Raw genomic sequence first — 12,781 nt, 5'->3', positions numbered from 1 at the left:
AGGAACCGGGTTGCCACTGACCTTAAGGTTAGATTGGCTGGGTCATCAACCCTACGGAAGCGACACCCGCCTGATGCAGAATATTCAATGCCTTGATAATCTCATCGTACGGTACTTCCTTGGCCCCACCGATCAAAAACACCGTCTTCGGATTAGCTGCCAGACGCGACTTGGCTTCGGCCGCCACCTGCTCAGGCGGCAACAGCTCCATACGGTTGTGATCCACCACCAGGGTGTACTGACCTACGCCGGAAACTTCCAGGATCACCGGTGGATTATCATCGCTGGACACCGTCTTGGAATCGGTGGCATCAGGCAAATCAACTTCAACGCTTTGGGTGATGATTGGCGCGGTTGCCATAAAGATCAGCAACAGCACCAACAAGACATCCAGCAGCGGAACAATGTTGATTTCCGACTTCAGCTCACGCTTGTTACGACCACGAACTCTCGCCATGCTACCCTCCTACTTCTTATTTGCTGTCGCTGGAGAAGGCCTGGCGATGCAGAATAGCGGTGAACTCTTCCATAAAGTTGTCGTAATTCTGCTCAAGCTTGTTAACGCGCTGGTTTAGGCGGTTATAGGCCATAACGGCAGGGATCGCGGCAAACAGACCGATGGCCGTGGCGATCAACGCTTCGGCGATACCCGGTGCTACCATCTGCAAGGTGGCTTGTTTTACCGCGCCCAAGGCGATAAAGGCGTGCATGATCCCCCACACGGTACCAAACAGGCCGATATACGGACTGATGGAACCCACGGTGCCGAGGAAAGGAATATGGTTTTCCAGCGTTTCCAGCTCACGATTCATCGAAATACGCATCGCACGCGTTGCCCCTTCGATCACCGACTCTGGCGCATGGCTGTTGGCACGGTGTAAACGGGCAAACTCTTTGAAACCGGAGTGGAAAATCTGCTCTGAGCCAGTCAGGCTATCGCGACGTGCCTGGCTTTCCTGATACAGACGGGAAAGCTCGATACCAGACCAGAATTTGTCTTCGAAGGCTTCGGCGTCGCGAGTGGCCGCATTGAGGATGCGGGTACGCTGGATGATAATCGCCCAAGAGGCAACTGAAAAGCATATCAAAATCAGCATGATAAACTTGACCAGCAGGCTCGCCTTCAAGAATAGATCTAGGATGTTCATGTCAGTCACTGCTTAAACTCCGCGACAATAGACTTAGGAAGCGCTATCGGCTTCATTTGGTGTGGATCAATGCATGCAATCAATACATCGGCCTGACTCAAGAGAGTACCGTCAGAATTAACAATGCGTTGAGCAAACGTAAGAGAAGCCCCGCGTATTGAGGTGATTTTGCTCTGCACTTCCAGCAGGTCATCAAGACGAGCTGGTGACAGATAATCCACCGTCATACGCCGGACAGCGAAAGCGACATGTTCTTCACTGAGCAGCTGCTGTTGATGAAAGTTATGTTGACGCAGCATCTCGGTGCGCGCTCTTTCATAAAAAGCGACGTAACGGGCATGGTAGACCACACCACCGGCATCAGTGTCTTCAAAGTAAACACGAACCGGCCATCGAAACAACTTATTACTCACGAGACTTCCAAACCAAGGCAATTGAACGATTGCTACTATACGCAAGACGGATCGGGTTGGGAATGGGTTACTGAATGGGAATGAAAATAATTATGGGCCTGAACGGCCCATAACATGGGGGATGCGTAATAGATTATAAAGAAACGTAAAGTAATCCTGCGGCCAGGATCACAATTGCAGGTAATGGCGCGAAAAATGCACGCCAAAACGTGCTCTGTGATCGGAAGCCGACACCGTGAACGATGCCCGCACATACCGCCCAGATCAGCAAGATGCCCTGCCAGATCTCTAACGAGCTGGTACGTGCTGCAAAACGGCTAGGATCCCAAAAGATACATCCCGCCAAAATCACCGCCAGCACCAATGAAAGGGCCCGAACCGGGCCCTTGTCGGTGATAGCGTACAGCTTATCCACCAGTGATGAACTCATCACTTACCGTCTTGCTGCGCTTTTGAATCTTCACTGTGCTCAAGCGCCAGCGCCGTGATGATACCGAAGGCACAGGCAAGAAGCGTTCCGAGGATCCAGGCAAAATACCACATGGTTTAGCTCCTTTTGCTTAGTACAGCGAATGCTTATTTTTTTCGATGAAGTTCTTATCCAGGCGACCAAACATTTTGTAGTACGCCCAAGCGGTGTACGCCAGAACGATTGGCACGAAGATAATGGCAACAACGGTCATCACCTGCAGTGTGAACAGGCTGGAAGTCGCATCCCACATGGTCAGGCTGACGTTAGGCACGGTGCTTGATGGCATAACGAACGGGAACATGGTTACCCCAGCCGTCAGGATCACACAGGCAATCGTCAGTGATGAACTCAGGAACGCCATCGCAGCTTTGTCCAAACGGGCAAACAGGATAGTGAACAGTGGCAGAACCACGCCCAACGCCGGCAGTGCCCACAGGGATGGATACTTGTTGAAGTTGATCAACCAGGCACCCGCCTGATGAGCCACTTCTTTACGCAGTGGGTTGGATTCCGCTGCCGTATCCAGTGCTGAGGTGATCACGAAACCGTCGATACCTTTCACCAGCCAGATACCCGCCAACAGGAAGCATACGCCCATCACCAGCGCAGAAATCTGCGCCGCAGCGCGTGAGCGCAGGTGAATCTCGGCAGTGGTACGCATCTGCAGGTAGGTTGCCCCCTGGGTCACCAGCATGGTCAGGCTGACAATACCGGCCAGCAAACCAAACGGGTTCAACAGTTGGAAGAAGTTGCCGGTATAGAACAGACGCAGATATTCATCGATATGGAACGGTACGCCCTGTAACAGGTTACCGAACGCCACGCCGAACACCACTGCAGGCACGAAGCTACCGACAAAGATGCCCCAGTCCCACATGTTACGCCAGGTGCTGTTCTCCAGCTTCGAGCGGTAGTCAAAACCGACCGGGCGGAAGAACAAGGCAGCCAGCACCAGGATCATGGCCACATAGAAACCAGAGAACGCGGCAGCATAAACCATTGGCCAGGCGGCAAACAATGCGCCACCGGCGGTGATCAGCCACACCTGGTTACCGTCCCAGTGCGGGGCAATGGCGTTGATCATGACCCGGCGCTCGGTATCGGTTTTACCGATAATGCGCATCAGTATACCGACACCCATATCGAAACCATCGGTGACGGCGAAACCGATCAGCAGGATGCCAACCAGGAGCCACCAGATAAATCGCAGTACTTCGTAATCAAACATATCTTGGACTCCTGTTTAGCGCGCTTCCTGCACGGCGGCAGTCGGTTGTTCAAAGTGGTAGCGGCCAGTTTTCAGGCTGCTTGGACCCAGACGTGCAAACTTGAACATCAGGTACATTTCAGCCACCAGGAACAGGGTATACAAGCCGCATATCAGCCCCATCGAGAACAGAATGTCGCCTGCGGTCAGCGAAGAGGTGGCGACTGCGGTTGGCAGCACCTCACCTATCGCCCACGGCTGACGGCCATACTCCGCCACGAACCAGCCCGCTTCAACGGCAATCCATGGTAATGGCAGGCCGAACAACGCAGCGCGAAGCAGCCATTTCTTCTGACCGATACGACCACGTACTACGCTCAAGAATGACAGGCCGATAATAAACAGCATCAGCACACCACAGGCCACCATGATACGGAAGGCGAAGTACAGTGGAGCTACGCGCGGGATAGAATCTTTGGTTGCCTGCTGGATCTGTGCTTCCGTCGCGTCGGTGACGTTTTCGGTATAGCGCTTGAGCAGCATGCCGTAGCCAAGATCCTGTTTGGTATCGTTGAATGCGGTACGCACTGCCGGATCGGTATTACCGCCACGCAGCTCTTCCAGCAGCTGGTAAGCCTTCATACCGTTACGGATACGCACCTGGTGCTGTGCCATCAGTTCGCGCAAGCCGATAACCGGGGTGTCGATAGAACGGGTGGCAATCAGGCCGAGCGCCCAAGGAATTTGAATCGCGAAGGAGTTCTCCATTTTCTCCTGGTTCGGGATGCCGAACAGGGTAAATGCGGCCGGAGCCGGTTGAGTTTCCCATTCGGCTTCAATGGCAGCCAGTTTGGTTTTCTGCACGTCCCCCATTTCGTAACCGGATTCATCACCCAGTACGATAACAGAAAGGATCGCAGCCATACCGAAGCTGGCAGCAATGGCGAACGAACGCTTGGCAAAAGCAACGTCACGCCCTTTCAGCAGATAGTAAGAGCTGATACCCAGCACGAACATCGCACCGGTGGTATAGCCCGAGGCTACGGTGTGAACAAACTTCACCTGAGCGACCGGGTTCAAAACCAGCTCGGAGAAGCTGAGCATCTCCATACGCATGGTTTCAAAGTTGAAGTCGGAGGCGATTGGGTTTTGCATCCAGCCGTTGGCGACCAGGATCCACAACGCAGACAGGTTTGAGCCGAGGGCAACAAACCAGGTGACCGTCATGTGCTGGATCTTGCTCAGGCGATCCCACCCGAAGAAGAACAGACCGACCAGCGTCGATTCCAGGAAGAACGCCATCAGACCTTCGATAGCCAGCGGGGCCCCGAAGATGTCACCGACGTAATGAGAGAAGTACGACCAGTTGGTCCCGAACTGGAACTCCATGGTCAACCCGGTGGCCACACCCAGAGCAAAGTTGATTGCAAATAACTTGCCCCAGAATTTGGTCATATCTTTATAAATTTGTTTGCCGGACAGCACATATACCGTTTCCATAATTGCCAGCAAAAACGCCATACCCAGCGTTAATGGGACAAATAGGAAGTGGTACATCGCCGTTAAAGCAAACTGTAAGCGCGACAGTTCGACAATATCAAACATCTTGACTCCTTGCTCCTCGCAGGAAGACTCCGACTTGCGGTTATCGGTATTACTCCCGAAAGAGTAGCCGGTAACGCCCCGCAGTGAATGCCCTTAAACACAACAAAATTTGATCCAGCCTCTCCGCTTTCAACCGCACGTTCAGAGCCAGACCACGAGGGACGGGAGCAAAACGCACCAATGAAAACCGACAGCGGGTAACAAATGCAACAAGATCAACCATCCGTAATTACACAATGGCATGATACTCGCCAAAGCCCATACAATAAATAGGTATTTGCGTGACACAGGTTGGACTTTTGGCTACAGGTCAAAAATCAGCCTAAATAGGTAGCCAGGCCAATATTGATCTAAAACAATTTAAGCCTATCTGCATATTATTGCTAGGCTCATTACGCATTTTGCTGTAATTTCCCAGCGCCCATGTTAAGCAATGGTTTAATTGTTTTTTATTGATATCTTTGTGTTAAATAAATGTAATTTAAAATACCCCCAATTGTATTACTTCAGCATTACAGTTCGATAGAAATTAACTTTTTATTTTCAATGATAATTGCAGTGAGTTAACTCACAAATCTGCCTTTTGCTAAGTAATCATAGACCATGTTGCGAGGTTGATCTCAGAACTTGCAAATACTACGTTTTGAACCAGCAACGCCTTGCAAAACTTGGCGGTATGTCAGTTGCTTACATAAAAAAAGGCCGCCCAAAGGGCGGCCAAGCATGTCGAGATATTATTATTTGCTATACGGTATTAACGATTCAGGATCGCCTTCACTGCATCACCGATATCAGCCAGGCTGCGTACGGTTTTCACCCCTGCCGCTTCCAGAGCCGCGAACTTCTCATCCGCAGTCCCTTTGCCGCCGGCAATGATGGCACCAGCATGGCCCATACGCTTGCCTTTAGGTGCAGTAACACCGGCGATATAACCCACCACCGGCTTGGTGACGTGCTCTTTGATATAGGCTGCCGCTTCTTCTTCCGCGCTGCCGCCAATCTCACCGATCATGACGATAGCTTCGGTCTGCGGATCTTCCTGGAACAACTTCAGAATATCGATAAAGTTGGAACCCGGGATCGGGTCACCGCCGATACCTACGCAGGTAGACTGCCCCAGACCGGCGTCAGTGGTTTGTTTTACCGCTTCATAGGTCAGAGTACCTGAACGGGAAACGATGCCCACCTTGCCTGGCAGGTGAATATGGCCAGGCATGATACCAATCTTGCATTCGCCCGGGGTGATCACACCAGGGCAGTTCGGGCCGATCATGCGCACGCCGGCTTCATCCAGCTTCACTTTCACGGTCAGCATATCCAGCGTTGGGATGCCTTCGGTGATGGTGATGATCAGTTTGATGCCTGCATCGATGGCTTCCAGAATGGAATCTTTGCAGAATGGCGCTGGCACGTAGATGACAGACGCGGTAGCGCCGGTCGCTTCAACAGCTTCACGCACGGTGTTGAACACTGGCAGACCCAGGTGCTCAGTACCGCCTTTGCCCGGGGTCACGCCACCCACCATTTTGGTGCCGTAAGCGATAGCTTGTTCGGAGTGGAAGGTACCCTGGCTACCGGTGAAACCCTGGCAGATTACTTTGGTGTTCTTATCGATTAAAATGGACATTATTTACCCTCCACTGCCGCAACAACTTGCTGAGCCGCATCAGTCAGGCTGGTCGCAGCAATGATATTCAAACCGCTGTCCGCCAGTTTCTTGGCGCCCAGTTCGGCGTTGTTCCCTTCTAGGCGCACTACCACCGGGACGTTAACGCCCACTTCGGCTACCGCGCCAATGATACCGTCAGCGATCAGATCGCAACGCACGATGCCACCGAAGATGTTCACCAACACCGCTTTCACCTTGTCGTCAGACAGGATGATTTTAAAGGCTTCGGTCACGCGCTCTTTGGTTGCACCACCGCCCACATCCAGGAAGTTGGCTGGTTCGCCACCGTGCAGTTTCACGATGTCCATGGTGCCCATCGCCAGACCGGCACCGTTCACCATGCAACCAATGTTGCCGTCGAGGGCGACATAGTTCAGTTCCCACTGGGCAGCACGCGATTCACGCTCGTCTTCCTGAGAAAGGTCACGCATTTCACGCAGTTCAGGCTGACGGAACAGGGCGTTGCCATCGGCACCCAGCTTACCATCCAGGCAGATCAGATCGCCCTGCTTGGTCACTACCAGCGGGTTGATCTCAACCATCGCCAGATCGCGCTCCAGGAACAGCGTTGCCAGGCCCATAAAGATTTTGGCAAACTGGCCGACTTGCTTACCGGTCAGGCCCAGTTTGAACGCCAGCTCACGCCCCTGGTAAGGCTGTGGGCCTGCCAGTGGGTCGATGGTCATTTTGTGGATCAGTTCCGGGGTCTCTTCCGCAACTTTCTCAATTTCAACGCCGCCTTCGGTGGAAGCCATAAACACTACGCGACGGCTGGCACGGTCAACTACCGCCCCCAGATACAGCTCTTTATCGATATCGGTGGCCGCTTCTACCAGGATCTGGTGAACCGGTTGGCCCAGCGCATCGGTCTGGTAGGTCACCAGGCGTTTACCCAGCCAGGCTTCGGCAAAAGTACGGATATCTTCTTTGCTGTTAACGACTTTAACGCCACCAGCTTTACCACGGCCGCCAGCATGAACCTGACATTTTACCACCCACGGGCCGGAGCCGATTTTAGATGCGGCTTCTTCTGCTTCACGCGGAGTGGTACAGGCGTAACCGGTTGGTGCTGGCATGCCATACCGAGCAAACAGCTGTTTTGCCTGATATTCGTGTAAATTCATGATGTTCTATCCATTCAGGTCAGAAAGTTTTAGCCGGGTCACTTTCGCGGGATTCCGCATGACTTATCGGCCACATAGCACAGGGTGTGGGCGCGGTAAAAACCGCGCCCTTGCAGGGATTAAACGTCCAGCAGCAGACGAGCCGGATCTTCCAGCATGTCTTTCACCGTCACCAGATAACTCACCGACTCTTTGCCATCGATCAGACGATGATCGTAAGACAGAGCCAGATACATCATCGGTTGGATCACGACCTGACCATTGACCGCCATCGGGCGATCCTTGATGGCGTGCATACCCAGGATGGCGCTCTGCGGTGGGTTGATGATCGGGGTGGACATCAATGAACCGAAGACGCCGCCGTTGGTAATGGTGAAGTTACCGCCAGTCAGTTCTTCCACGGTCAATTTACCGTCACGGCCTTTGATCGCCAGCTCTTTGATTTTCTTCTCGATGTCCGCCATGCTCATGGAGTCGACGTCGCGCAGTACCGGCGTTACCAGGCCGCGTGGAGTCGATACCGCAATGCTGATATCGAAGTAGTTGTGGTAAACCACGTCGCTGCCGTCGATAGAGGCGTTCACTTCCGGGAAGCGTTTCAGCGCTTCGACCACCGCTTTGATGTAGAAGGACATAAAGCCCAGACGTACACCGTGGCGTTTTTCGAAGGCTTCACCGTACTGCTTGCGCAGATCCATGATCGGCTGCATGTTGATTTCGTTGAAGGTGGTCAGCATCGCGGTGCTGTTCTTCGCTTCCAACAGGCGCTCGGCCACGCGTTTGCGCAGGCGGGTCATAGGAACACGTTTTTCGCTACGGCCGCCCAAGGCTGGCTGAGGAGCCGCCGCTGGGGCTACTGCAGCCGGGGCCGCTTTCTTGCTGGCAGCCAGGTGCGCTTCTACGTCTTCACGCGTGATACGGCCACCTACGCCGCTGCCTTTGATGGCGGCAGCATCGAGATCGTGTTCAGCAATCAGGCGGCGGATCGCCGGGCTGAGTGCGTCGTTGCTCTCTTCTTCCAGGCTGGCGGTTGCACGCTGTGCCGGAGTTGATTCAACGCTCTGAGCTTTCGCTTCGGTCGGCTTGCCAGAACTGTCACCCTGACGGATACGCCCGAGAAGCTGACGTGAAGTCACGGTTGCGCCTTCGTCTTCCAGGATCGCTTCCAGTACGCCGGCTTCACTGGCTGGCACTTCCAATACAACTTTGTCGGTTTCAATTTCAACCAGCACTTCGTCACGCTGAACGGTGTCACCCGGTTTTTTATGCCAGGTGGCGACGGTCGCATCGGCAACGGATTCAGGGAGGTCAGGAACCAGAATATCTACGCTACTCATTAGCTTTCCTTTAAATTTTTTCTTCAATATTCAGCGCGTCATTCACCAGAGCCTGCTGCTGCTTCTGGTGTACGGACATATAACCCACCGCCGGAGAGGCAGAGGCTGGACGTCCTGCGTAACGTAAAGAGGCCCCAAACGGGATCACTTCACGGAAATTGTGTTGGCTGCAATACCAGGCACCCTGGTTCAACGGCTCTTCCTGACACCAGACGAAATCATGCACGTGGGCATACTGTTCCAATACCGCTTGAACGGCCTGATGCGGGAACGGATACAGCTGCTCGATACGTACGATGGCCACGTCTTTCTGGTCGTTCTTGCGGCGTTGCTCCAGCAGATCGTAATAAACCTTACCAGAACACAGCACCACGCGTTTTACCGCTTTGGCATCCAGCTCGTCAATTTCGCCGATGGCCGGTTGGAAGGTGCCGTTTGCCAGCTCTTCCAGGGAAGAGACTGCCAGCGGATGACGCAGCAAGGACTTCGGTGACATCACCACCAGCGGACGGCGCATACCGCGCAACGCCTGACGGCGCAGCATATGGTAGACCTGTGCCGGAGTGGACGGGATGCACACCTGCATGTTCTGTTCTGCACACAGCTGCAGGTAACGTTCCAGACGCGCAGAGGAGTGCTCTGGGCCCTGGCCTTCGTAACCATGCGGCAGCAGCATCACCAGGCCACACATACGGCCCCATTTCTGCTCACCGGAGCTGATGAACTGGTCGATCACTACCTGAGCACCGTTGGCAAAGTCACCAAACTGCGCTTCCCAGATGGTCAGGGTGCGCGGCTCTGCGGTTGCGTAGCCATATTCGAATGCCAGAACGGCTTCTTCAGACAGCACCGAGTCCCAGACTTTGAATTCGCCCTGGCCGCTGTGGATATTCGCCAGCGGGACATAGACAGAACCATTTTTCTGGTTGTGCACCACCGCATGACGGTGGAAGAAGGTGCCACGGCCAGCATCTTCACCGGAAATACGGATCGGGATGCCTTCATCAGCCATGGTGGCGTAAGCCAGTGTTTCCGCTGCGCCCCAGTCGAACGGTTTGTTGCCTGCGGCCATCTCGGCACGATCGCCGTAGATTTTCGCCACACGCGACTGCATTTCGATCGCTTCCGGTACGCTGCTGATGCGGCGAGCCAGTTCCTGCAGGCGCTTCATCTCAACCTTGCTTGGGTACTCTTCGTCCCACTCATGGTTCAGGTATGGCGACCAGGTAAAGGAGTGCAGGTTCATCGGACGCCACTCTTCAACCACGCAGTCACCGCGATCGAGAGCATCGCGATACAGGTTGACCATTTCCGTGGCATCTTCCAGGCTGGCAACCTTCTGTTCGGTCAGTACGTCAGCGTAGATTTTGCGCGGCGTTGGGTGTTTCTTGATCTTCTGGTACATCACCGGCTGGGTTGCACTTGGCTCATCGGCCTCGTTATGCCCATGGCGACGGTAGCAGACCAGGTCGATCATCACGTCACGTTTAAAGGTGTTACGGAAATCCAACGCCAGACGGGTGACAAAGGCCACCGCTTCCGGATCATCGGCATTCACGTGGAAGATAGGAGCCTGCACCATCTTGGCAATATCGGTACAGTATTGGGTGGAACGCGCATCCAACGGGTTGGAGGTAGTGAAGCCAACCTGGTTGTTGATGACGATACGCACCGTGCCGCCCACTTCATAACCGCGGGCCTGCGACATGTTCAGGGTTTCCTGAACTACGCCCTGCCCGGTGATTGCCGCGTCACCATGAATGGTGATTGGCAGCACCATGTTGCTGCGCGCTTCGTCCAGACGGTCGCGGCGGGCGCGTACAGACCCCATGACGACCGGGCTGACGATTTCCAGGTGCGACGGGTTAAACGCCAGCGCCAGGTGAACCATGCCGCCTTCGGTTTCCACGTCGGAAGAGAAGCCCTGGTGATATTTCACGTCACCGGTGCCCAGGTGTTCTTTATGCTTGCCGGCAAACTCGTCGAACAGGTCCGCCGGTTTTTTACCCAGCACGTTGATCAACACGTTCAGACGGCCACGGTGGGCCATACCCAGCACCACTTCACGCGTGCCGTTTTTGCCTGCGTGACGCACCATTTCTTTCAGCATCGGCACCAACGCGTCGCCACCTTCCAGCGAGAAGCGTTTGGCCCCAGGGAATTTGGCACCCAGGTAACGTTCCAGCCCTTCGGCTGCTGTCAGTTCGCTCAGGAAACGGCGTTTCTCATCGGTGGTGAAGCTAGCACGCCCCGCTACCGATTCAATGCGCTGCTGGATCCAGCGTTTCTCTTCGGTGTTGGTGATGTGCATATACTCGGCACCGATCGAACCGCAGTAGGTCTGCTTCAGCGCCGCGTACAGATCGCTCAGCTTCATGGTTTCTTTGCCGATGGCAAAAGAACCCACGTTGAAGGTTTCCTGGAAGTCGGCTTCGGTCAGGTTGTGGTACGCCGGATCGAGATCGGGAACGCGCTCCTGTTTCCACAGGTCTAACGGGTCGAGGTTAGCGTGCTGATGCCCACGGAAGCGGAAGGCGTTGATCAGCTGCAATACCTTGACCTGCTTGGCATCGGTTTCAGGATCGTTGATGGTGGTGTTATAACGAGCAGAATCTTTCGCCAGGCGGCGGAAGTAATCTCGCGTTTGGGAGTGGAGCTGATCGGGTTTGACACCCGCAGTTGGTAGTTGCTGGAAAATCGAACGCCAACTATCTTCAACGGAACTCGGATCGGTTAAAAAGTCTTCATAGAGCTGCTCTATGTAGGACTGGTTCGCGCCCGCCAGATAGGAGGAATCCAGCCAGGCCTTCATTGCGCCGTTCTGCATTTTGATCCCTTAAGCTTTAAAGCTTCAGTTTTCGCCGTGGTTAACATAATTACCGTAATGGTACGCTTAACGGTTCACTAGACGTGCTTATACAAGTGCACGTTCTGTTTTGGACCTTGCGGCCCCATACAAGGAACCTCTAAAAACCGGCGGGACAAACCTGATTGCCTTTAACTACAATCACGGGTCAGTTTTTAGAGATGCCCTCTTGGGATGTGCGCCGGTAAAGCCCCCGGCGCAGCATCTCGTTCTGTTTATGCGCCGCGTTGCAGCAGCATAGACTTGATATGACCAATTGCACGGGTCGGATTCAAGCCCTTAGGACATACACTGACACAATTCATAATGCTATGGCAGCGGAAAACACTGAAAGCGTCGTTCAGATCGTCCAATCGTGCTTCAGTTTCCGTATCACGGCTGTCGATCAGGAAGCGGTACGCCGCCAACAGACCGGCCGGGCCAACAAACTTGTCAGGGTTCCACCAGAACGATGGGCAAGAGGTGGAGCAACAGGCACAGAGAATACATTCGTACAATCCATCCAGTTTTTCCCGCTGATCCGGCGTTTGCAGGTGCTCACGCGCCGGAGGATTCTTGCCATCATTAATCAAGAACGGCTTGATCTTTTCATACTGGGTATAGAATTGCCCCATATCCACCACCAGATCGCGCACCACCGGTAACCCCGGTAGCGGGCGGATCACAATCTTGTTGTTGCCTTTACGCAACGACGAGACCGGGGTAATACAGGCCAGGCCATTCTTACCGTTCATATTGATGCCGTCTGAACCGCACACGCCTTCACGGCAAGAGCGGCGGAAAGATAAGGTCGGGTCCTTTTCTTTCAGCTGGATCAACGCATCCAGCAGCATCATGTCACGGCCTTCTTCCGCTTCCAGGCTGTAGTCCTGCATATGCGGGGCGCTATCAACATCCGGATTGTAGCGATAGATAGAGAATTCAAGTTTCATCAATCGAG

The 12,781-nt window shown here is 53.9% G+C and carries 12 protein-coding genes; all 12 read right to left on the bottom strand.

Annotation, left to right across the window (positions count from 1 at the left end; genetic code table 11):
• Positions 1 to 28: 28 nt before the first annotated feature.
• Entirely contained in the window at positions 29 to 457 is a 429-nt protein-coding gene (tolR, locus tag AC6HVW_RS07645; RefSeq protein WP_021805261.1) for a colicin uptake protein TolR, read from the bottom strand.
• Between the two features lie 16 nt (positions 458 to 473).
• Entirely contained in the window at positions 474 to 1,157 is a 684-nt protein-coding gene (gene tolQ / locus AC6HVW_RS07640; protein ID WP_024483139.1) for a Tol-Pal system protein TolQ, read from the bottom strand.
• Positions 1,154 to 1,561, bottom strand: a complete 408-nt coding sequence (gene ybgC, locus AC6HVW_RS07635; protein ID WP_021805263.1) for a tol-pal system-associated acyl-CoA thioesterase — start codon at positions 1,559 to 1,561, stop codon at positions 1,154 to 1,156. The genes tolQ and ybgC overlap by 4 nt, the downstream gene beginning before the upstream one ends.
• Positions 1,562 to 1,694: 133 nt before the next feature.
• Positions 1,695 to 1,991 (bottom strand): cyd operon protein YbgE, encoded by a 297-nt coding sequence (gene ybgE / locus AC6HVW_RS07630; RefSeq protein WP_021805264.1) that lies wholly within the window; start codon positions 1,989 to 1,991, stop codon positions 1,695 to 1,697.
• Positions 1,991 to 2,104, bottom strand: coding sequence for a cytochrome bd-I oxidase subunit CydX (gene cydX / locus AC6HVW_RS07625; protein WP_021805265.1), 114 nt, complete (start codon positions 2,102 to 2,104; stop codon positions 1,991 to 1,993). The genes ybgE and cydX overlap by 1 nt, the downstream gene beginning before the upstream one ends.
• 17 nt (positions 2,105 to 2,121) lie before the next feature.
• Positions 2,122 to 3,261: a cytochrome d ubiquinol oxidase subunit II gene (cydB, locus tag AC6HVW_RS07620; RefSeq protein WP_021805266.1), complete on the bottom strand. Its 1,140-nt coding sequence runs from the start codon at positions 3,259 to 3,261 to the stop codon at positions 2,122 to 2,124.
• A 15-nt stretch (positions 3,262 to 3,276) separates the two neighbouring features.
• Complete coding sequence (cydA, locus tag AC6HVW_RS07615) at positions 3,277 to 4,845, bottom strand: cytochrome ubiquinol oxidase subunit I (protein WP_021805267.1); 1,569 nt, start codon at positions 4,843 to 4,845, stop codon at positions 3,277 to 3,279.
• Between the two features lie 754 nt (positions 4,846 to 5,599).
• On the bottom strand, positions 5,600 to 6,472 hold the full coding sequence (gene sucD / locus AC6HVW_RS07610) for a succinate--CoA ligase subunit alpha (RefSeq protein WP_021805268.1): 873 nt from the start codon (positions 6,470 to 6,472) through the stop codon (positions 5,600 to 5,602).
• On the bottom strand, positions 6,472 to 7,638 hold the full coding sequence (gene sucC, locus AC6HVW_RS07605) for an ADP-forming succinate--CoA ligase subunit beta (RefSeq protein WP_071683115.1): 1,167 nt from the start codon (positions 7,636 to 7,638) through the stop codon (positions 6,472 to 6,474). Before sucC ends, sucD begins: the two co-directional genes overlap by 1 nt.
• 119 nt (positions 7,639 to 7,757) lie before the next feature.
• Positions 7,758 to 8,975, bottom strand: a complete 1,218-nt coding sequence (odhB, locus tag AC6HVW_RS07600; protein WP_071683114.1) for a 2-oxoglutarate dehydrogenase complex dihydrolipoyllysine-residue succinyltransferase — start codon at positions 8,973 to 8,975, stop codon at positions 7,758 to 7,760.
• A 10-nt stretch (positions 8,976 to 8,985) separates the two neighbouring features.
• Positions 8,986 to 11,802, bottom strand: coding sequence for a 2-oxoglutarate dehydrogenase E1 component (gene sucA, locus AC6HVW_RS07595; RefSeq protein ID WP_021805270.1), 2,817 nt, complete (start codon positions 11,800 to 11,802; stop codon positions 8,986 to 8,988).
• A gap of 254 nt (positions 11,803 to 12,056) precedes the next feature.
• Complete coding sequence (locus AC6HVW_RS07590; RefSeq protein ID WP_021805271.1) at positions 12,057 to 12,773, bottom strand: succinate dehydrogenase iron-sulfur subunit; 717 nt, start codon at positions 12,771 to 12,773, stop codon at positions 12,057 to 12,059.
• Positions 12,774 to 12,781: the final 8 nt, after the last annotated feature.

This window comes from Serratia sp. NCCP-200, assembly GCF_059697885.1.
Note: the sequence above shows the minus strand (reverse complement) of the source record. Positions and strands in the feature narration are given on the sequence as shown.

Excerpts from the sequence above, each read along its gene's own strand:
- tolR (WP_021805261.1), bottom strand. The coding sequence starts at position 457 with ATGGCGAGAGTTCGTGGTCGTAACAAGCGTGAGCTGAAGTCGGAAATC.
- ybgE (WP_021805264.1), bottom strand. The coding sequence starts at position 1,991 with ATGAGTTCATCACTGGTGGATAAGCTGTACGCTATCACCGACAAGGGC.
- cydX (WP_021805265.1), bottom strand. The coding sequence starts at position 2,104 with ATGTGGTATTTTGCCTGGATCCTCGGAACGCTTCTTGCCTGTGCCTTC.
- cydB (WP_021805266.1), bottom strand. The coding sequence starts at position 3,261 with ATGTTTGATTACGAAGTACTGCGATTTATCTGGTGGCTCCTGGTTGGC.
- cydA (WP_021805267.1), bottom strand. The coding sequence starts at position 4,845 with ATGTTTGATATTGTCGAACTGTCGCGCTTACAGTTTGCTTTAACGGCG.
- sucD (WP_021805268.1), bottom strand. The coding sequence starts at position 6,472 with ATGTCCATTTTAATCGATAAGAACACCAAAGTAATCTGCCAGGGTTTC.
- sucC (WP_071683115.1), bottom strand. The coding sequence starts at position 7,638 with ATGAATTTACACGAATATCAGGCAAAACAGCTGTTTGCTCGGTATGGC.
- odhB (WP_071683114.1), bottom strand. The coding sequence starts at position 8,975 with ATGAGTAGCGTAGATATTCTGGTTCCTGACCTCCCTGAATCCGTTGCC.
- sucA (WP_021805270.1), bottom strand. The coding sequence starts at position 11,802 with ATGCAGAACGGCGCAATGAAGGCCTGGCTGGATTCCTCCTATCTGGCG.
- AC6HVW_RS07590 (WP_021805271.1), bottom strand. The coding sequence starts at position 12,773 with ATGAAACTTGAATTCTCTATCTATCGCTACAATCCGGATGTTGATAGC.